Below are 20580 nucleotides of genomic sequence, written 5' to 3' on the forward strand. Positions count from 1 at the left end.
TGAAGCGGACATGATCAGACCCGACCTCTCCCTCCCCATCCCCGAGACGATCACCGCCGCGCACTTCATCGGCATCGGTGGATCCGGGATGAGCGGACTCGCCAAGATGTTCCTCGACGCGGGCATCCGCGTCTCCGGCAGCGACCGTGCCGACAGCGACAACCTGCGGGCGGTGGCCGCCGCGGGCGCGACGGTGCACGTCGGTCACGATGCCGCCCACCTCGGCGACGCCGACACGGTCGTGCACACGGGCGCCATCTGGCCGGAGAACCCCGAGTTCGTCACCGCCAAGGAGCGGGGCCTCCACGTCATCCACCGGTCCCAGGCGCTGCACTGGCTGATCGGCACGCGGCGCCTCGTCTCGGTGGCGGGCGCGCACGGCAAGACGACCTCGACGGGCATGATCGTCACCGCGTTGCGCGACCTCGGCGCCGATCCGCACTTCGTGAACGGTGGCGTGATCGAGCAGCTCGGCACGTCCAGCGCGACCGGGAGCGGCGACCTCTTCGTCATCGAGGCCGACGAATCGGACGGCACCTTCCTCCTCTACGACACGGCCGTGGCGCTCATCACGAACGTCGACCCCGACCACCTCGACCACTACGGCTCGGACGAGGCCTTCCACGACGCCTTCGTGCGCTTCGCGGACGCCGCGTCGGAGGCGGTCGTCATCTCCAGCGACGACCCCGGTGCGCTCCGGGTCCTGGCAGGACTGTCCCACCCGCGGGTCCTGACGTTCGGTCAGGCCGAGGGTGCCGACGTCCGGGTCAGCGAGATCGTCACGGCAGGTCCCGTCGCCGCGGTCGTCTCGCACGGCGGCGAGACCGAGCGCATGCAGCTCGCCGTCCCCGGCGTGCACAATGCGATCAACGCCACCGGGGCGGTCGCCGTGCTGCTCGCGCTCGGTCACCCGCTCCGCGATGCCGTGCGCGCCGTCGAGGGCTTCGCGGGGACCGTCCGTCGTCTCGAGCGTCATGGCGAGGAGCGCGGGGTCACGGTCTACGACGACTACTCCCACCACCCGACCGAGGTGCGCGCGGCGCTCGAAGCCATGCGCAGCATCGCCGGCTCCGGGCGGTTGATCGCGATCCAGCAGCCGCACACCTACTCGCGGACGCAGCACATGTACCAGGAGTTCGCGGACGTCCTGGAGGACCTCGCCGACCACACCGTGATGCTGGACGTCTACGGTGCCAGGGAAGATCCGGTGCCCGGCGTCACCGGCGAGCTGGTGAGCGGCGCGTTCCACGACCCCTCCCGCGTGCACTTCGTCGCCGACTGGCAGGAGGCGGCCGACTACACGGCATCCGTGGCGACCGACGGCGACTTCGTCGTGACCCTCGGCTGCGGCAACGTGTATCAGATCATCCCGCAGGTGCTGGACTCGCTGCGCCGGACCGACGGGGCGTAGCCCATGCGCCGGCCGCCCCCGCTCCCGAGCGCCCCGGATGCACCGGAGGAGACGGACGCCGCATCCGCGCGCAGCCTCCGCCGCCGCGGTGCCGCTCCGTCGCCGGCGGACGAGGCTGTCCAGGACGATCTCGTCGCCCCCGGGGTCGAGGGGGAGCAGGAAGCGGCCGTCCCGAGCTCCTCGATGGACGTCTGGCGGGCTGCGCGCGCGCGCCGCAAGGCCCTCCGCGCGGAGATCCGTCGGTTCACCCAGCGCTCGCGTCGGCGCCGCATCACCTGGCTGAGCGTCGTCGGCGCGATCGTGCTGCTGATCGGCGGAAGCGTCGCGGCGGCCTACAGTCCGCTCTTCGCGGTCGAGCGCATCACGGTCACCGGGACGACCACGATCGATCCGGCGGTGATCGAGGGCGCGTTGGCGGACCAGATGGGCACGCCGCTCGCGCTCGTCGACACCAGTGAGGTCAAGGCCGCGCTGCTGGCCTTCCCGCTCATCGAGACCTACGCGCTGGAGGCGAGACCCCCGCACGACCTCACGGTCCGTATCGTCGAGCGCACACCGATCGGCGTGATCGAGTCCGCCGCCGGCTTCACCCTCGTGGACGCCGCGGGCGTCGCGCTCTCGACGACCGAGGAGCGTCCGGCAGGACAGCCACTCGTCGAGGTCGAGGGCGGCGTGGACTCCTCGGCGTTCCGCAGCGCCGGGCTCGTCGTGCGTGCCCTCCCCGCCGATATCCGCAGCGCCCTCACCGGGGTCCGTGCCTCGACGGCGGACGACGTGACCCTCACCCTCGACTCCGGCCTCACGGTCGTGTGGGGGAGCGAGGAAGACAGCGCGCTGAAGGCGCTCGCGCTCTCCGCGGCTCTCGTGAAGAACCCCACGGCCTCGTCCATCGACGTGACCTCGCCCGACGTCGCGGTCGTCGGCTGAACGCTTTGCGCAGGAATGGCGCGACACGCCCACGGCGTTGCGGGCGCGCGGGCGGGCGGCGCTTACCTTCGATCTGAGAGAACGCAATACCGGGAAATACTTTACACCTCTAGTTGAGGTTTAAGGTTCCCCCTTCCAGGCTCTACTAATCGGAGGCCGGCCATGAGCCAGAACCAGAACTACCTCGCCGTGATCAAGGTCGTCGGCGTCGGCGGTGGCGGCGTCAACGCCGTCAACCGCATGATCGAGCTCGGTCTCCGCGGAGTCGAGTTCATCGCCGTCAACACCGACGCCCAGGCGCTGCTCATGAGCGACGCCGACGTCAAGCTGGACGTGGGTCGCGAGCTCACCCGCGGCCTCGGTGCCGGTGCCGACCCCGAGGTGGGTCGTCGCGCCGCAGAGGACCACGCGGAGGAGATCGAGCAGGCGCTGACCGGCGCCGACATGGTCTTCGTCACCGCCGGAGAGGGCGGTGGCACCGGAACGGGTGGCGCTCCCGTCGTCGCCCGCATCGCAAAGTCGATCGGTGCGCTCACCATCGGTGTCGTCACGAAGCCGTTCTCCTTCGAGGGGCGTCGCCGCCAGAGCCAGGCCGAGGCGGGCGTCGCGAAGCTGAAGGAAGAGGTCGACACCCTCATCGTCGTCCCGAACGACCGTCTGCTCGAGATCAGCGACCGCGGCATCTCGATGATCGAGGCGTTCGCCACCGCCGACCAGGTCCTCCTCGCCGGCGTGCAGGGCATCACCGACCTCATCACGACCCCCGGTCTCATCAACCTGGACTTCGCCGATGTGAAGTCGGTCATGCAGGGAGCCGGATCCGCTCTGATGGGCATCGGCTCGGCCCGCGGCGCCGACCGCGCGATCAAGGCGGCGGAGCTCGCCGTCGAGTCGCCGCTGCTCGAGGCCTCCATCGAAGGTGCCCACGGGGTGCTGCTCTCGATCCAGGGTGGCTCGAACCTCGGCATCTTCGAGATCCACGACGCGGCGGACCTCGTCAAGGAGGCCGCGCACCCCGAGGCCAACATCATCTTCGGTACCGTCATCGACGACACGCTCGGCGACGAGGTGCGGGTGACCGTGATCGCCGCGGGCTTCGACGGCGGGGAGCCCTCGCTGCGACTGGACCCGATGGTCGTCTCGCGTCCCTCGACCGCGTCCCTTCCCGAGGTGGCGCTGTCGGAGACCAGCGAGCCTGCGGCCGAGAAGAGCACGCCTGAGCCCGCCCCGGCGCCCGCGGCACCGCGCACGCCGGCGACGAGCATCGAGCCGGCCTTCGCCGACGACGACATCGACATCCCCGAATTCCTGAAGTGACGACACCGGTCGGCGCCTCGGCGCCATCGGATCTGGCCGCGCGGCTGTCGGCGATCGACGACAAGATCGCCGACGCCGCGCGTGCCGCCGGGCGGTCTCCCGCGGAGATCACCCGGATCGTCGTCACGAAGTTCCACCCCGCCTCGCTGGTGCGCGATCTGCACGCCCTCGGGGTGCACGCGGTGGGGGAGAACCGACAGCAGGAGCTCACCGCCAAAGCGGGCGAGCTCTCCGCGCTCGACCTCGAGTGGCACTTCATCGGACAGGGGCAGACGAACAAGGCCGCGGCGATCAGGCGGAGCGCCGACGTCGTGCACTCCGTGGACCGTGACCGGTTCGCCGACGCCCTGCATCGTGCCGCAGAGACCGACGAGGTGCTCGACGTGCTCGTGCAGGTGAACCTCACCGAGGACGAGGGCAGGGGAGGGGTAGCGCCGGCGTCGGCGGTGGCGTTGGCCGAGCACGTGCTCAGCCTGCCCTCGCTGCGGCTCCGGGGCGTAATGGCCGTCGCGCCCCTCGACGAGGACCCCGCGAGCGCCTTCGCCCGTCTGCACCACATCGCCGCCGACGTGCGGACCGTCGCTCCCGACGCGACGTGGATCTCCGCCGGGATGACCGGCGACTTCGCCGAGGCCATCGCCGCCGGCGCGACACACCTGCGGATCGGTTCCGCAATCACGGGACCGCGCCCCGCCCGGGGTTAACCTGTGACAAGACCAGCCCGAAACGTTCGAACCGGAGGACACGATGGGTAACCCGCTGAAGAAGACCATGGTGTATCTCGGCCTCGCCGACGAGGAAGAGGTCTACGAAGAGGAGACGCAGGCACCCGCGCGCGCCCAGCGTGAGCGCGAGCGTGAGCGCGAAGAGCCGGCACCGGCCCCCGTCACGCCGCTCCGTCGTCCCGTCGCCGTCCGCCAGCCCGCAGCAGGAGCCGTGAACGAGATCCTCACCGTCCACCCGAAGCAGTACCGCGACGCCCAGCTGATCGCGGAGAGCTTCCGCGAGGGCGTCCCGGTCATCATCAACCTCTCCCAGATGAGCGACGCCGACGCGCGCCGCCTCATCGACTTCGCGAGCGGTCTCTCCCTCGGCCTCTATGGCCGGATCGAGCGGGTGACCTCCAAGGTCTTCCTGCTCTCGCCGGAGAACATCGCGGTGTCCGGTCACGGGGGTATCGCGCACGCAGACGCCGAGTCTGCGGGCTTCGACCACTCGTAGACCGTGCAGCTGGTCTCGGTCCTCGCCAGCATCGTCCATCTGGTGCTGCTGGTCTACATCCTCGTGCTCTTCGCGAGGCTCATCCTGGATTACATCCCGATGTTCAATCGGGAATGGCGTCCGAAGGGCTTCGGCCTCGTGGCCGCGGAGGCGGTGTACACCGTCACCGATCCGCCCATCCGGTTCTTCCGGCGGATCATCCCTCCGCTGCGCATCGGTCAGCTCTCGCTGGACTTCGGCTTCGCGCTGACCCTTCTGGTCGTCCTGATCCTGATGAACATCGTCCGGTTGTTCATCCGCTGACCACCCCGGTGTCGCGCCCGGAGACGGCGGCGAGTTCGCCGAGCCTGGGTGTCGTGGCATCGCGACCCCAAGGCTCGGGGGCTATGCTGGCACCCAGGTGCGCGCCCCGGGTTCGCGCCACATCACGAACACGCCATACATCGGTACTGGCAATCGAACTCATCGAAAGAGGAGCCACCCATGGCACTTACCCCGGATGACGTCGTCACCAAGCAGTTCCAGCACGTCCGCTTCAAGGACGGCTTCGACCCGGACGAGGTCGACGACTTCCTCGACGAGATCGTCATCGAGTGGCGCAAGGCCCTCGAGGAGAACGCCGAGCTGAAGGCGAAGCTCGCCGCGTACGAGTCGGGCTCCACGCCTGCTCCCGCCGCTGCCGCCGAGCCGGCTGCCGCTGCTCCTGCCCCGGCCGCCGCCGAGGCTCCCGCCGCCGACGCCGCACCGACCGGCTCCGCGACCGCGACTGCCGGCATCATCGAGCTCGCGCAGCGTCTGCACGACGAGCACGTGGCCGAGGGTGAGGCCAAGCGCAACCAGCTCATCTCCGAGGCCGAGGCCGAGGTCGCCCGCATCCGCACGGAGGCCGAGGCGAAGCAGCGCGAGGAGACCGCGCGCCTGGAGCGCGAGCGCAACACGCTGGAGGCCCGCATCACCGAGCTGCGCAACTTCGAGCGCGACTACCGCTCGCAGCTCCGCGGCTACATCGAGGGTCAGCTCCGCGAGCTCGACGAGAAGTCGGCGTCCACGGACTCGACGCCGGTCTCCGCGATCGGCCTGTAAGGCGCCCTCTTGTCAGGACGTCGTCCCCTTCGTCGGTCGGCGGCCGGCGCGATCGTTGCGATTCTCGCAGCGGTCGTGCTGGCCGCCGATCAGTTTGTGAAGTACCTCACCATCGAGAACCTGCCGCTGCACGAGGCGGTCCCGGTTCTCGGAGAGTTCCTGCAGCTCTACTACGTGCGCAATCCCGGCGCGGCGTTCTCGCTCGGCTCTGGCGTGACGTGGATCTTCACCATCGCCCTTGCGGTCGTCGCGGGCGTCATCGTCTGGAAGGCGTTCGGGCTGCGGTCGCGTCTCTGGGCGGTCGTCCTCGGCTGCCTCCTCGGGGGCGTGCTGGGGAACCTGTCGGACCGTCTGTTCCGGGAGCCCGGGTTCCCCGTGGGCCACGTCGTGGACATGATCTCCATGCCGTGGATGATGCCGGCGATCTTCAACGTCGCCGACATCTTCATCGTCACCGGGATGATCTCGGTCGCCCTGCTCGTGGTGTTCGGCCTCCGGTTCGACGGCACGCGCGAGCGCGACCATGCCCCGGTCGAGACCGACGAGGACGCCGAGGCCGCCGCCGCGTCCGAGGGGCGCTGAGCGTGGAGTCCCGCTCGCTGCCCGTCCCGGACGGGCTCGACGGCACGCGGGTCGACGCCGCCCTCGCCAAGCTCCTCGGGTTCTCGAGGACCTTCGCGGCGGAGGTGGCCGCGTCCGGCGGCGTCCGCCTGGACGGCGTCACCCTCGACAAGTCGGATCGCCTGCGGGGCGGTGCCTGGCTCGACGTCGAGTGGGAGCCGAAGGAGGGGCCGAAGATCGTGCCCATCGCGGTGCCTGAGCTGGGCATCGTCTACGACGACGACGACATCGTCGTCGTCGACAAGCCGACCGGCGTCGCCGCGCACCCCTCGCTCGGGTGGGAGGGGCCCACGGTCGTCGGTGCTCTCGCCGCCGCGGGGTTCCGCGTCGCGACCAGCGGTGCACCGGAGCGTCAAGGCGTCGTGCACCGGCTGGATGTGGGGACGAGCGGACTCATGGTCGTCGCCAAGAGCGAGGCCGCCTACACCGCTCTCAAGCGGGCGTTCAAGGAGCGCACGGTCGAGAAGATCTACCACGCGGTGGTGCAGGGGCATCCGGACCCGCTCGTGGGCACGATCGATGCGCCGATCGGTCGGCACCCGAACCACTCCTGGAAGTTCGCCGTCGTCCCGGACGGCAAGCCCTCCGTGACGCACTACGAGACGCTCGAGGCCTTTCCCGGTGCCTCCCTGCTCGAGATCCACCTGGAGACGGGCCGTACGCATCAGATCCGCGTGCACATGGCGGCACACCGGCACCCGTGCGTCGGGGACCCACTCTACGGCGCCGACCCGACGCTCTCGGCCCGCCTCGGACTCACGCGGCAGTGGCTGCATGCGCATCAGCTGGCCTTCGCCCATCCGACGACGGGGGAATGGGTGCAGTTCGCCTCGCCCTATCCTGAGGACTTCCAGCACGCGCTGGACGTGCTGCGCGGGGAATAGTCCATCCGCCGGGGCGTCAGCGCGCCGGTGTCCGTGGTCTCCGCCACACTGACCGCATGAGCATCGTGGTGCGCCCTGCGACGATCTTCGACGACGTCGCCGCGGTCGTGGGGCCGAAGAAGCCGACGTCGAACGTCTGCTTCTGCCTGAGCTATCGGATCGGCAACAAGGAGAACGTCTCCCTTCGCGGTCCCGCACGGGCCGAGCGGGTGCGTGAGCTCTGCCACCAGGATCCTCCTCCCGGCGTGCTCGCCTACCTCGACGACGAGCCGGTCGGCTGGGCGGCGTTGCACCCTCGGCGCGACACGAGCTTCGCGCGCAATCGCCTCATCCCGCATGTCGACGACCTCGACGTGTGGTCGCTGTGGTGCTTCCGGGTCCGCCCGGGGCACCGCAAGCAGGGGGTCTCCCATGCGCTCATCGAGGGCGCGGTCGCCTATGCCCGCGAACGAGGCGCGCCCGCGATCGAGGGCTATCCGGTCGACAACGCGGGGGCGAAGGTGAATCTCACGATGGCGTACGTCGGGACCCGGCGGCTCTTCGAGGGCGCGGGGTTCAAGAAGGCGGCGGACACGGGTTCGGTCCTCGACGGCTTCCCTCGCGTGCTCATGCGGCTTGACCTCCGCGAGAAAGCGTGAACCGGGAGCCGACGCCTCCGCGTGTCCGAGGCCGAACGTAGACTCGAAGCATGGCATCCGACTCCTTCGTCCACCTGCACGTGCACAGCGAGTACTCGATGCTTGACGGGGCTGCGAAGATCAACGCGATGACGCAGGCGGCAGCCGATTACGGCATGCCGGCGATCGCGGTGACGGACCACGGGAACACCTTCGCGGCGTTCGAGTTCTACAACGCCGCCCGCAACGCCGGCATCAAGCCCATCGTCGGTCTCGAGGCCTACGTCACTCCGGGCACGCACCGGAGCGACAAGACCCGCGTGCAGTGGGGCTCGGCGGACCAGCGCAGCGACGACGTGTCGGGTTCGGGCGCGTACACCCACATGACCATGTGGAGCCAGAGCACGGAGGGCATGCACAACCTCTTCCGGCTGAGCTCGCTGTCGAGCATGGAGGGGTACTACTTCAAGCCGCGTATGGACCGCGAGCTGCTCCAGACGTACGGCAAGGGACTCATTGCCACGACGGGCTGCCCGTCCGGAGAGGTGCAGACCCGGCTGCGGCTCGGCCAGTACGACGCCGCCCGCGCGGCCGCAGCGGAGTTCCAGGACATCTTCGGCAAGGAGAACTACTTCGCCGAGATCATGGACCACGGCCTGTCGATCGAGCGCCGGGTCATGACGGATCTGCTGCGTCTCGCGAAAGACCTCGGCATCCCGCTCGTGGCCACCAACGACTCGCACTACACCCACCAGCACGAGGCCGACGCCCACGCGGCCCTGCTGTGCGTGCAGTCCGGCTCCACGCTCGACGACCCGAACCGCTTCAAGTTCGACGGCGACGGGTACTACATCAAGACCGCGGCCGAGATGCGGCAGCTCTTCCGGGACCACCCGGAGGCCTGCGACAACACGCTCCTGATCGCCGAGCGCTGCGAGGTGGAGTTCAACACGTCGGCGAACTACATGCCGCGGTTCCCGGTCCCTGAGGGCGAGACCGAGGACAGCTGGCTCATCAAGGAGGTCGAGAAGGGCCTGCACTACCGGTACCCGAACGGCATCCCGGACAAGGTGCGCAAGCAGGCCGAGTACGAGACCGGCATCATCCTGCAGATGGGCTTCCCCGGCTACTTCCTCGTCGTCGCCGACTTCATCAACTGGGCCAAGGACAACGGCATCCGGGTCGGTCCGGGGCGTGGCTCCGGTGCGGGTTCGATGGTCGCCTATGCAATGAAGATCACCGACCTCGACCCTCTCGAGCACGGTCTGATCTTCGAGCGCTTTCTCAACCCGGACCGCGTGTCGATGCCCGACTTCGACGTCGACTTCGACGACCGCCGCCGCGGCGAGGTCATCGAGTACGTGACCCGGAAGTACGGGTCCGAGCGGGTCGCACAGATCGTCACGTACGGCACGATCAAGTCCAAGCAGGCCCTCAAGGACGCCGGGCGTGTCCTCGGCTTCCCGTTCAGCATGGGGGAGCGGCTCACCAAGGCGATGCCCCCGGCCGTCATGGGGAAGGACATGCCCCTCGACGGCATGTTCGACTCCGCGCACCCGCGCTACAAGGAGGCCAGCGAGTTCCGGGCTCTCATCGAGACCGACCCCGAGGCGAAGACGGTCTTCGACCGCGCGCTCGGCCTCGAGGGGCTGAAGCGGCAGTGGGGCGTGCACGCCGCCGGCGTCATCATGTCGTCCGAGCCCCTGCTCGACATCATCCCGATCATGCGTCGCGAGCAGGACGGTCAGATCGTCACGCAGTTCGACTATCCGTCGTGCGAGTCCCTCGGTCTGATCAAGATGGACTTCCTGGGCCTCCGGAACCTCACGATCATCTCGGACGCGCTCGACAACATCCGCATGAACCGGGGCGAGGAACTCGATCTCGAGCACCTCGGTCTCGACGACCCCGCCGTCTACGAACTGCTGGCCCGCGGTGACACGCTCGGCGTCTTCCAGCTCGACAGTCCGCCGCTGCGCTCGCTCATGCGGCTCATGAAGCCCGACAACTTCGGTGACATCTCGGCCCTCATCGCGCTGTACCGTCCCGGGCCGATGGGAGCCAACTCCCACACCAACTACGCGCTGCGCAAGAACGGGCAGCAGGAGATCACCCCGATCCACCCCGAGCTGGCGGAGCCGCTCGCCGAGATCCTGGAGGAGTCCTACGGGCTCATCATCTACCAGGAGCAGGTCATGGCGATCGCGCAGAAGGTGGCCGGGTTCAGCCTCGGTCAGGCCGACATCCTGCGCCGAGCGATGGGAAAGAAGAAGAAGTCCGAGCTGGACAAGCAGTACGCCGGTTTCGCGGCGGGCATGACCGAGCGCGGGTTCGGGGAGGGAGCGGTCAAGGCCCTCTGGGACATCCTCCTGCCGTTCTCGGACTACGCCTTCAACAAAGCGCACTCCGCTGCCTACGGGCTCGTGTCGTACTGGACCGCCTACCTCAAGGCGCACTACCCGGCCGAGTACATGGCTGCCCTCCTCACGAGCGTCGGCGACTCGAAGGACAAGATGGCGCTCTACCTGAACGAGTGCCGCCGGATGGGGATCAAGGTGCTCCCGCCGGACGTCTCCGAGTCGATCAACTTCTTCGCGGCCGTCGGCGACGACATCCGCTTCGGTCTCGGGGCCGTCCGCAACGTCGGCACGAATGTCGTCGACGGCATCGTGCAGTCGCGCAAGGACGAGCGGTTCACCTCCTTCCATCACTTCCTCGACACGGTGCCGCTGCACGTCGCCAACAAGCGCACGGTGGAGTCGCTCATCAAGGCCGGCGCCTTCGACTCGATGGGGGACACCCGTCGGGCGCTCCTCGAGATCCACGAAGACGCCGTGGAGGCGGCTGTCGACAGGAAGCGCAATGAGGCGCAGGGCGCCATCGGCTTCGACTTCGACAGCCTCTATGACGGCATGGAGGAGGCGGCACCCGCGAAGGTTCCCCCGCGCCCGGAGTGGATCAAGAAGGACAAGCTCGCCTTCGAGCGCGAGATGCTCGGCCTCTACGTCTCGGATCACCCGCTCGCGGGTCTCGAGGTGCCGCTGGCCAAGCACGCCTCGATCTCGATCCACGACCTCAACAACTCCGAGGATCTGCAGGACGGCGATCAGGTCACCGTGGCGGGCCTCGTCACGAGCGTGCAGCACCGTGTGGCGAAGGCGAGCGGCAACCCCTACGGCATGATCACCGTCGAGGACTTCAACGGCGAGGTCACCGTGATGTTCATGGGAAAGACCTACCTCGAGTTCCAGCACACGCTGCAGCAGGATGCGATCCTCGCCGTGCGTGGGCGCGTCTCCCGCCGCGACGACGGCCTGAACCTGCATGCCCAGTCCGCCTTCGCCCCGGACGTCGGCTCCTTCGATGCGGCAGGGCCCCTGTCGCTCGTCCTCGCCGAGCAGCGCGCGACGGAACGGGTCATGACGGAGCTGGCCGAGGTGCTCCGACGGCACAGCGGCGACACCGAGGTGCTGCTCCGCGTGCACCGCGGAGGCACGGCGAAGGTGTTCGAGGTGCCCATGCCCGTGAAGGTGTCGGCCGACCTCTTCGGCGACCTCAAGTCCCTGCTCGGACCAACCTGTCTGGGGTGAGCGGGTAGGATCGGGAGCCGTCGAGAGCACCGGAAAGTCGTGGTGCGCCGATGAGGAAAGGACGACTATGAGCACGGATCTTCCCGAGCCGGATGCCGAGGCGGTGTTCAGCGACGAGGACGGCGTCCTCTACGACGACGAGGTCACGCCGGAGTACGGCATCCTCGGATTCACGCTGCGCGAGCTGTTGATCGTCGGAGTCTGGCTGGTCTCCTTCCTCGTGTCCTTCTTCCCGCTCAGCGGGGGGATCTCGCTCTGGGGCATCGGCATCCAGTGGATCCTGCCGATCGGCGTGCCGACGGTCGCCGTGTTCCTCCTCGTCCTCCGGCGGTTCTCGCCCGACGGCATCCGCCGCGTGGGGTCGCTCGGCATCGATCAGTTCGCCTCCGTGGCCTTCTCGGTCTCGGCGTGCGTGTGGGCCGGCAACCTGTGGCTCGCCCTCTCGGCCGTCATCTCCACCGGCAACTGGGGTCTGCCCTGGAACGCCGTCGTGCAGGTCATCGCCTCGACCGCGCTCGTCGTGCTCACCGTCTTCGCCCCGCTCATCCCGGGCCTCAAGGAGGACTTCCAGGGGCGGCTCGTCACGCTGGCGCACCGCAACGCGAACCCGGTCCGCCCTGTGATCCCTCGTCCGCGGCCCGAGGCGTCGTCGACCCCGTCCGCTGCCGTCACGGCCCCCGGGGAGCCCTACGACGTCCCTCCGACCCGAGCCGATGGCGACACCGTCGTCATCGCGAACGCCGAGGTCGAGCCGAGCGCGGCACCGACGGACGACCGCGCCGACGTGCCCGGTGCGTACACCGACACCGACACGGGCGACCGCGAAGCCGTCGCGAACGACGCTGACCGCGTCCCCCTGACCGCGCACGCCTCGGGCGGCGGCACCGGAACCGTTCCGGTGGCTCCGGAACCGGAGTACACGCCGTCCTACTCCCGCCGCTCCCGCGCGGAACAGCCGGAGATCGTCTCGGACACCGGCAGCATCGAATCACTCCTCGGCGCCAAAGCGCTCACGGAGGACGAGCTGGCTGCCGCCCAGGAGCCGGCGCCGGAAGCTGCGACCGCCGTGCAGCCCGTGCTCTCCGATCACCGCGATGCCGAGGCCCCCGCGCCGTGGGACAGCGCGCCCGTCCCACAGCCCTTCTGGATCCTTGCGCCGACGGAGCGCGACGTGCACGATGAGCGCGGCGAGCCGATCTTCCGTATCGGTCCGACGGCCTGGGCCCTCGTGATCGAGGATCGGGGCGGCGCGTTCGTGGTCCGTCATGACGACGGCCGCATCGGCTACCTCCACGACATCGCCGGCATCACGAAGGGCTGACATGCGCACGATCGATCTGCGGGGGCGCGAGCTCTCGCCCGCCGACATGCTCGCGGCCGTCCCGCGCGCGACTCAGGCGCGGGCCGAGGCTCTGGACACCGCCGCGCGTCTCGTCGACGATGTCCGGGAGCGCGGCGAGGAGGCCCTCCACGAGCAGGCGGAGCGCTTCGACCGCGTCACCGGCCACGCGGTGCGGGTGCCCGCGTCCCACCTCCAGGAAGCTTTGGAGGGACTGGCTCCGACCGTGCGCGCGGCCCTGGAGGAGGCGATCCGACGCGTGCGATCGGCGTCGGCCGCGCAGGTGCCGGCCCCGCAGGTCACGCGTTTCGGCGACGGCGCGACCATCACGCAGCGCTGGCAGCCGGTCTCCCGCGTCGGGGTCTACATCCCCGGCGGCAAGGCCGTCTACCCGTCGAGCGTCGTCATGAACGTCGTGCCCGCGCAGGTCGCCGGGGTGCAGCAGATCGCCCTCGCCTCGCCACCGCAGGCGGATGAGGACGGCCGCGTGCACCCGACCATCCTGGCTGCCGCCGCGCTGCTCGGGGTCTCCGAGGTCTACGCCATGGGCGGAGCCGGAGCCATCGGCGCCCTCGCCCACGGCGTCGTGAGTCTGGGACTCGATCCCGTCGACGTCGTGTCCGGACCGGGCAACAACTACGTCGCCTCCGCGAAGCGCGCCGTCGCGGGCGTGGTCGGCACCGACTCCGAAGCCGGGGCCACCGAGATCCTCGTCGTCGCGGACGCCACGTCCGACCCGCGGCTCATCGCCGCCGACCTCGTGAGCCAGGCCGAGCACGACGAGCAGGCCTCTGCCGTCCTCGTGACGGACTCCGTGGAGATCGCGGAGCAGGTCAGGGGAGAGGTCGAACGGCAGGCGGGGCGCACGCGGCACAGCGAGCGCGTCGCGGCCGCACTGTCCGGGCCGCAGTCGGCGATCGTGCTCGTGGACGACCGGGCGATGGCTGTCGCGTTCAGCAACGCCTACGCCCCGGAGCACCTGGAACTGCACCTCGCGGATGCGGAGGAGGCGGCAGCCGCCTTCACGAGCGCCGGTGCCGTCTTCGTCGGCGATCAGACCCCGGTCAGCCTCGGCGACTACATGGCCGGCAGCAACCACGTCCTGCCCACCGGAGGGCAGGCCCGCTACGCCCCGGGCCTGGGCGCCTACACGTTCCTCCGCCCGCAGCAGGTCGTCTCGTACGACCGTGCCGCTCTGGCCGCGGTCCGGGAGGGCGTGGTCGCATTGGCCGACACCGAGGTGCTCCCCGCCCACGGCGAGGCGATCGAGGCCCGTTTCACCGCGTAGGATCTGTCAGATGCACTGCCCCTTCTGCCGTCACCCCGATTCGCGCGTCATCGACTCGCGCACCAGCGACGACGGTCTCTCCATCCGTCGGCGTCGTCAGTGTCCGGAATGCGGAGGACGGTTCTCGACGACGGAGACCGCGAGCCTGAACGTCATCAAGCGCTCGGGCGTCATGGAGCCCTTCAGCAGGGAGAAGGTCATCTCCGGTGTCCGGAAGGCCTGTCAGGGGCGACCCGTGACGGAAGCGGACCTCGCGATCCTCGCTCAGCGCGTCGAGGAGGCAGTCCGGCAGACGGGGGTCTCCCAGCTCGACACGAACGAGATCGGCCTCGCCATCCTCGGCCCGCTGCGTGAGCTCGACGAGGTCGCCTTCCTCCGCTTCGCGAGCGTCTACCAGGCGTTCGACTCGCTCGAGGACTTCGAGTCCGCGATCAGCGACCTCCGGGCCGACCACGCGAAGGCGGAGGCGGCGGACCGGTAATCTGGCAGGGATGTATCCGCTGCTCTTCCGCGCCGTCCTCTCGCGCTTCGACCCCGAGTTCGCCCACCACGCCGGCATGGCGGTGATCCGCGTCCTCGGTGTGCCGCCGTTCTCGTGGGGCACCCGCGCGATGACCCGGCCGGACCCCTCGCTGCGGGTCGAGGCTCTCGGGCTCACGTTCCCGTCGCCGTTCGGCGTCGCCGCAGGGTTCGACAAGAACGCCGTCGGGGTTCGCGGTCTCGCGGCGCTCGGCTTCGGCCACGTCGAAGTCGGCACGATCACGGCTGTCCCGCAGGAGGGCAACCCGAAGCCGCGCCTGTTCCGGCTGGTCGGGGACCGGGCGGTCATCAACCGCATGGGCTTCAACAACCGGGGCGCTGACGCCGCGGCCCGCCGCCTCGCCCGACTGCGCCGCGGCGCGCCGGACACGGTGATCGGCGTGAACATCGGCAAGAGCCGGGTGGTGGACGTCGAGGACGCCGTCGCCGACTACGTCGCCTCCGCCACCAGACTCGCTCCGCTCGCCGACTATCTCGCGGTCAACGTCTCGTCGCCGAACACTCCGGGGCTGCGGGGCCTGCAGGCGGTCGAGACCCTGGCTCCCCTGCTACGCGCTGTCCGTGACGCGGCCGGGTCCACCCCGCTGCTCGTGAAGATCGCCCCCGATCTGCCGGATGACGAGATCACCGCGATCGCGCGGCTCGCCGTCGAGGAAGGGCTCGCGGGCATCATCGCCCACAACACGACGATCAGCCGTGACGGCCTGCGGACCGATGCGGCCGTCGTCGAAGCGGCGGGCGCCGGGGGGCTCTCCGGCGCTCCGCTCAAGCAGCGGTCGCTGGAGGTGCTCCGGGTCGTCCGTGCGGCGGTGCCGGAGGACTTCTGCGTGATCGCGGTGGGCGGTGTGGAGACCGCCGCCGATGTGCAGGAGCGTCTGGATGCCGGGGCCACCCTGGTCCAGGGCTACACGGCGTTCCTCTACCGCGGCCCGTTCTGGGGCCGCGAGATCAACCGAGGACTGGTCAGTCGGGGTACTGCCCGCGCTTGACCTGCGGCTTGGGCAGGCGCATGAAGCGCATCTGCAGAGCCCGCATGCCGGCGTACCAGCCGAGGCCCTTCTCGACGCGGTCCTTGCCGAACTTCGCGGCCGCCTTGCGCTTGACCCGCATGCCGAGGAGGATCATGCCGCCGATCGCGATCACGATGTACGCCATCATGAACAGGTACGCGTAGAACGAGATCATCATGTTGGTCGGCAGCAGCGAGGCCAGGATCACGAGGACCATGACGCCCATGACGAACTCGGCGGGGTGCCAGCCGGCATCGACGTAGTCGCGCACCCACCGACGCTGCGGGCCCTTGTCGCGCGCGGGGAGGTACTTCTCCTCACCGGCGGCCATGCCGGCCTGTGCCTTCGCGCGGCGCTCGTTGAGCTCGGCGCGGGCCGCGGCCTTGGCCTCCTTCGTGTTCGCCACGAGGGGGCGGCGGCGGGCGGCCTCCTGCTCGGCGCGGGTCGGCGTCGCGCGTCCCTTGCCGACGGCAGGCGTCTGGGGGGCGTCGTCGTTCGTCGAAGGGGAGGCGGGGGTAGTGGCCACGAGGTTCCTCGGTTCGCTGGGGTGGGTCGCCTTAAGATTACTCGCATGACCTCACCTGCACTTCCCAGCGAGTCCGACGCCGCCGTCCTCGAAGCAGTCGCCACCGGCATCCCGTCCGCGCTGTCGGACCTCGGGAACCTCGTGCGCATTCCCGGCATGGCCTGGCCGGCCTTCGATCAGACGCAGCTCGAGCGTAGCGCCGACGCCGTCGCCACACTCGCGCGCGGCACCGGCGTCTTCGACGAGGTGAGGGTGCTCCGTGCCGACATCCCCGGCACCGACGAGCAGGGTCAGCCGGCCGTCCTCGCGACGCGCGCGGCGCGGAACGGGAAGCCGACGATCCTCCTCTACGCCCACCACGACGTGCAGCCTCCGGGGGACGACGCCCTGTGGGAGACGCCGCCGTTCGAGCCGACGGTGCGTGACGGCCGTCTGTACGGACGCGGCGCCGCGGACGACAAGGCCGGCATCATGGCCCACATCGGCGCGATCCGCGCGGTCGCCGACGTGCTCGGCGACGACCTCGACCTCGGGATCGCGATGTTCGTCGAGGGGGAGGAGGAGTACGGTTCGCGGTCCTTCGCGCAGTTCCTCTCCGACAACAAGGACGCCCTCCGCGCCGATGCGATCGTCGTCGCGGACTCGGGCAACTGGGATTCGGTCACGCCGGGCCTGACCGTCTCCCTCCGTGGCAACGCCCGCTTCACCCTGAAGGTGCGCACGCTCGACCACGCGTCGCACTCCGGGATGTTCGGCGGCGCGGTGCCCGACGCGATGATGGCGACCGTGCGTCTCCTCGCCACGTTGTGGAACGAGGACGGCTCCGTCGCGGTCGACGGCATGACCGCTCGGGACGCCGAGACACCTGAGTACACCGAGGAGACGCTGCGCGACGAGGCCGGGCTCCTCCCGGGAACGACGCCCATCGGTGACGGCACGATCCTCAGTCGCATCTGGAACAAGCCCTCCGTCACCGTGATCGGCATCGATGCGACGAGCGTCGCGGCGGCGTCGAACACGCTGCTCCCGGAGGTGACCGTGGTCATCAGCGCCCGTGTCGCCCCCGGGCAGTCCGGCCAGGAGGCCTATGAGGCTCTCGAGCGGCACCTCCGCGCCCACGCCCCGTTCGGGGCCGAGCTGACCTTCTCGGACGTCGACCTCGGCAACCCTTTCCTCGTGGACACGAGCGGGTGGGCGGTCACCCTCACCCGCGACGCGATGCGCGACGGGTACGGCGTCGCTCCGGTGGACCTGGGCGTCGGCGGGTCGATCCCGTTCATCGCCGACCTCGTGCGCGAGTTCCCGGAGGCGCAGATCCTCGTGACGGGCGTGGAGGATCCGCACTCCCGGGCGCACAGCCCCAACGAGTCTCTGCACCTGGACACCTTCCGGCACGCCGTGGCGACCGAGGCCCTGCTCCTGGCCCGCATGAACGCGCGGGAGATCTGAGCCTTCCCACCGCACCGGCGGTAGAATCGTCGAAGAGCACGTACCCGGCCCCGTCACGAGGAGCGACATGAGCGACACCACCCTGTCCGCAGAGACCACCCGCGCACACGGCGTCAAGCTGACGGACGCCGCCGCCACGAAGGTGAAGAACCTTCTCGAGCAGGAGGGCCGCGACGACCTCCGTCTGCGCGTCGCCGTGCAGCCGGGCGGCTGCTCGGGCCTGATCTACCAGCTCTACTTCGACGAGCGCTACCTCGAAGGCGACGAGACCGTCGACTTCGACGGTGTCGAGGTCATCGTCGACAACATGAGCGTTCCCTACCTCGACGGCGCCTCGATCGACTTCAAGGACACCATCTCGGAGCAGGGCTTCACCATCGACAACCCGAACGCGGCGGGCAGCTGCGCCTGCGGCGACAGCTTCCACTGACCTGTTCTTCCCGGAACGGCCGCCGTCACGTCCTGTGACGGCGGCCGTTCCGCTTCACAACCTGCATGGTTGGCATGAATCAGGTGTGAGGTTGCTCTAGACTTGGACATGCCTTGTCCGCGATCTGAAAGGTGCATCGTGCCCTCGAAACGCCGCCTTCGTTGGGCCGCACTCCCTGTGGGAGTTGTGGCAGCTGTGGCTCTGGCGGGATGTACTCCCACCGAGCTGAACGGCTTTCTTCCGGGCTTCGTGGATGGTGGTCCGGCAGCAACCAACCAGACGGAGCGCGTGTCGTCCCTCTGGGTGAACTCCTGGATCGTGCTCCTCGCGGTCGGTGTCGTCACCTGGAGCCTGATGGCCTGGGCTGCGATCGCGTACCGCCGCCGCAAGGGCCAGACCGGTCTCCCGGTGCAGATGCGCTACAACATGCCGATCGAGATCTTCTACACGATCGTGCCGCTCATCCTCGTGCTGGGCATGTTCTTCTTCACGGCTCGCGACCAGACCGAGATCGAGACGAAGTGGGACGACCCCGACGTCGAGATCACCGCGATCGCCAAGCAGTGGGCGTGGGACTTCCAGTACAACGGCGAGACCGAGGAAGACACCGTGTGGACCATGGGCATCCAGGCCCAGCCCGACGCGGAAGGCAACATCGACCAGGCGGAGCTGCCGACCCTGGTGCTGCCGGTCGACCAGAAGGTCACCATCAACCTGCAGTCGCGCGACGTCATCCACTCCTTCTGGATCATCGACTTCCTCTACAAGAAGGACATGTTCATCGGGAAGGACAACTCCTGGTCCTTCATCCCCACCCGTGAGGGCGAGTACGCCGGCAAGTGCGCCGAGCTCTGCGGCGAGTACCACTCGATGATGCTCTTCAACGTGAAGGTCGTCTCGCAGGACGAGTACGCCGCCTACCTCGAGACCCTCGAGGAAGAGGGCAACACCGGGGACATCACCGACGCGTACGACCGTCTCTCGAACCTCCCCGGCACTTCCGGGAAGACCGACACCGAGGAAGGAGAGGAGTAAGCCATGTCGACCACTGAAGCTCCTCGCACCGACGAGGCACCTCGCTCCCGTCCCACCACCCTGCCCGCGCGCCAGGCCGCTCTGATGAGCTCCTCCCGCGTCGAGCAGAAGGGCAACATCGTCGTCAAGTGGATCACCTCCACGGACCACAAGACGATCGGGTACATGTACCTCATCGCCTCGGTGATGTTCTTCCTCCTGGGTGGCGTGATGGCGCTGGTGATCCGTGCCGAGCTGTTCGCTCCGGGGATGCAGATCGTCCCGACGAAGGAGCAGTACAACCAGCTGTTCACGATGCACGGCACGATCATGCTGCTGATGTTCGCGACGCCGCTGTTCGCCGGCTTCGCTAATGCGATCCTGCCGCTGCAGATCGGTGCTCCGGACGTCGCCTTCCCGCGTCTGAACGCCTTCGCCTTCTGGCTGTTCCTGTTCGGGTCGACCATCGCGGTCGCCGGCTTCCTCACCCCGCAGGGTGCGGCCTCGTTCGGCTGGTTCGCGTATCAGCCCCTGGCCAACGCGTCGTTCTCGCCAGGAGCGGGCGGCAACCTCTGGATGCTCGGTCTCGGCATCTCGGGCTTCGGCACCATCCTCGGCGCGGTGAACTTCATCACGACGATCATCACGATGCGTGCTCCCGGCATGACGATGTGGCGGATGCCGATCTTCAGCTGGAACACGCTCATCACCAGCCTGCTGATTCTGATGGCCTTCCCGGTCCTGGCCGCGGCGATCTTTGCCGCCGCCGCCGACCGCGTGCTCGGTGCGCACATCTACGACCCGGCCAACGGCGGTGTCCTGCTCTGGCAGCACCTCTTCTGGTTCTTCGGCCACCCCGAGGTCTACATCATCGCGCTGCCGTTCTTCGGCATCGTCTCGGAGATCTTCCCGGTGTTCAGCCGGAAGCCGATCTTCGGGTACAAGACCCTGGTCTACGCGACGATCGCGATCGCGGCCCTGTCCGTCGCCGTGTGGGCGCACCACATGTACGTCACCGGCTCGGTGCTGCTGCCGTTCTTCGCCCTGATGACGATGCTCATCGCGGTGCCGACGGGTGTGAAGATCTTCAACTGGATCGGAACGCTCTGGCGCGGCTCGGTGACGTTCGAGACCCCGATGGTGTTCTCGCTCGGCTTCCTCGTGTCGTTCGTCTTCGGTGGTCTCACCGGTGTGATCCTCGCGGCCCCGCCGCTGGACTTCCACCTCAGCGACAGCTACTTCGTCGTGGCGCACTTCCACTACGTGGTGTTCGGTACGGTCGTGTTCGCGATGTTCGCCGGCTTCTACTTCTG

General features: G+C 68.9%; 20 protein-coding genes. 19 read left to right on the forward strand and 1 reads right to left on the reverse strand.

From position 1 onward, the window contains the following. Positions 1-10 precede the first annotated feature (10 nt). The 15 genes from murC (at position 11) to AUV07_RS03755 (ending at position 15827) form a co-directional block, all read left to right on the forward strand. Positions 11-1411, forward strand: a complete 1401-nt coding sequence (murC, locus tag AUV07_RS03685; protein WP_062633990.1) for a UDP-N-acetylmuramate--L-alanine ligase — start codon at positions 11-13, stop codon at positions 1409-1411. Positions 1412-1414: 3 nt separating this feature from the next. Further along, on the forward strand, positions 1415-2338 hold the full coding sequence (locus AUV07_RS03690) for an FtsQ-type POTRA domain-containing protein (RefSeq protein WP_082802838.1): 924 nt from the start codon (positions 1415-1417) through the stop codon (positions 2336-2338). A 162-nt stretch (positions 2339-2500) separates the two neighbouring features. Next, positions 2501-3655, forward strand: coding sequence for a cell division protein FtsZ (ftsZ, locus tag AUV07_RS03695; RefSeq protein WP_025105084.1), 1155 nt, complete (start codon positions 2501-2503; stop codon positions 3653-3655). Next, positions 3652-4359 (forward strand): YggS family pyridoxal phosphate-dependent enzyme, encoded by a 708-nt coding sequence (locus tag AUV07_RS03700; protein WP_062633992.1) that lies wholly within the window; start codon positions 3652-3654, stop codon positions 4357-4359. Before ftsZ ends, AUV07_RS03700 begins: the two co-directional genes overlap by 4 nt. Positions 4360-4402: 43 nt before the next feature. After that, positions 4403-4876, forward strand: a complete 474-nt coding sequence (locus AUV07_RS03705; protein WP_062633994.1) for a cell division protein SepF — start codon at positions 4403-4405, stop codon at positions 4874-4876. Positions 4877-4879: 3 nt separating this feature from the next. Continuing rightward, positions 4880-5179, forward strand: coding sequence for a YggT family protein (locus AUV07_RS03710; RefSeq protein ID WP_025105081.1), 300 nt, complete (start codon positions 4880-4882; stop codon positions 5177-5179). 180 nt (positions 5180-5359) lie between these two features. Next, entirely contained in the window at positions 5360-5959 is a 600-nt protein-coding gene (locus AUV07_RS03715; protein WP_062633996.1) for a DivIVA domain-containing protein, read from the forward strand. Positions 5960-5968: 9 nt separating this feature from the next. Beyond that, complete coding sequence (gene lspA, locus AUV07_RS03720; protein WP_036293163.1) at positions 5969-6541, forward strand: signal peptidase II; 573 nt, start codon at positions 5969-5971, stop codon at positions 6539-6541. Between the two features lie 2 nt (positions 6542-6543). Then, positions 6544-7464, forward strand: a complete 921-nt coding sequence (locus AUV07_RS03725; protein WP_025105078.1) for an RluA family pseudouridine synthase — start codon at positions 6544-6546, stop codon at positions 7462-7464. Between the two features lie 56 nt (positions 7465-7520). Beyond that, positions 7521-8102 carry a GNAT family N-acetyltransferase gene (locus AUV07_RS03730; RefSeq protein WP_062633999.1) on the forward strand — a complete coding sequence of 194 codons (582 nt, stop codon included), beginning with the start codon at positions 7521-7523 and terminating at the stop codon, positions 8100-8102. A 50-nt stretch (positions 8103-8152) separates the two neighbouring features. Next, positions 8153-11671 (forward strand): DNA polymerase III subunit alpha, encoded by a 3519-nt coding sequence (gene dnaE, locus AUV07_RS03735; RefSeq protein ID WP_025105074.1) that lies wholly within the window; start codon positions 8153-8155, stop codon positions 11669-11671. Positions 11672-11738: 67 nt separating this feature from the next. Continuing rightward, positions 11739-12992 (forward strand): hypothetical protein, encoded by a 1254-nt coding sequence (locus AUV07_RS03740; protein WP_062634001.1) that lies wholly within the window; start codon positions 11739-11741, stop codon positions 12990-12992. Position 12993: 1 nt separating this feature from the next. Further along, complete coding sequence (hisD, locus tag AUV07_RS03745; RefSeq protein ID WP_062634003.1) at positions 12994-14298, forward strand: histidinol dehydrogenase; 1305 nt, start codon at positions 12994-12996, stop codon at positions 14296-14298. A gap of 10 nt (positions 14299-14308) precedes the next feature. After that, entirely contained in the window at positions 14309-14779 is a 471-nt protein-coding gene (gene nrdR / locus AUV07_RS03750) for a transcriptional regulator NrdR (protein ID WP_025105071.1), read from the forward strand. A 10-nt stretch (positions 14780-14789) separates the two neighbouring features. Beyond that, positions 14790-15827: a quinone-dependent dihydroorotate dehydrogenase gene (locus AUV07_RS03755; protein ID WP_062634005.1), complete on the forward strand. Its 1038-nt coding sequence runs from the start codon at positions 14790-14792 to the stop codon at positions 15825-15827. Here AUV07_RS03755 and AUV07_RS03760 read toward each other — a convergent pair. Next, positions 15802-16374, reverse strand: a complete 573-nt coding sequence (locus AUV07_RS03760; protein ID WP_062634007.1) for a DUF3043 domain-containing protein — start codon at positions 16372-16374, stop codon at positions 15802-15804. The two genes, AUV07_RS03755 and AUV07_RS03760, sit on opposite strands and share 26 nt — an antisense overlap. A gap of 45 nt (positions 16375-16419) precedes the next feature. On the opposite strand from AUV07_RS03760, the gene AUV07_RS03765 reads away from it, so the two are divergent. From AUV07_RS03765 to AUV07_RS03780, 4 genes are all read left to right on the forward strand, one after another. Further along, complete coding sequence (locus AUV07_RS03765) at positions 16420-17823, forward strand: dipeptidase (protein ID WP_062634009.1); 1404 nt, start codon at positions 16420-16422, stop codon at positions 17821-17823. 67 nt (positions 17824-17890) lie between these two features. Further along, complete coding sequence (gene erpA / locus AUV07_RS03770) at positions 17891-18253, forward strand: iron-sulfur cluster insertion protein ErpA (RefSeq protein ID WP_025105067.1); 363 nt, start codon at positions 17891-17893, stop codon at positions 18251-18253. A 108-nt stretch (positions 18254-18361) separates the two neighbouring features. Next, the gene (gene ctaC, locus AUV07_RS03775; protein ID WP_062634011.1) at positions 18362-19288 is read left to right on the forward strand and encodes an aa3-type cytochrome oxidase subunit II; all 927 of its coding nucleotides are present in this window, start codon (positions 18362-18364) and stop codon (positions 19286-19288) included. A gap of 3 nt (positions 19289-19291) precedes the next feature. Further along, positions 19292-20580 (forward strand): cbb3-type cytochrome c oxidase subunit I (locus AUV07_RS03780; RefSeq protein WP_231868191.1); only part of this gene is annotated, 1289 nt, incomplete at its 3' end.

The organism is Microbacterium sp. CH1 (assembly GCF_001595495.1).
GTDB lineage: Bacteria > Actinomycetota > Actinomycetes > Actinomycetales > Microbacteriaceae > Microbacterium.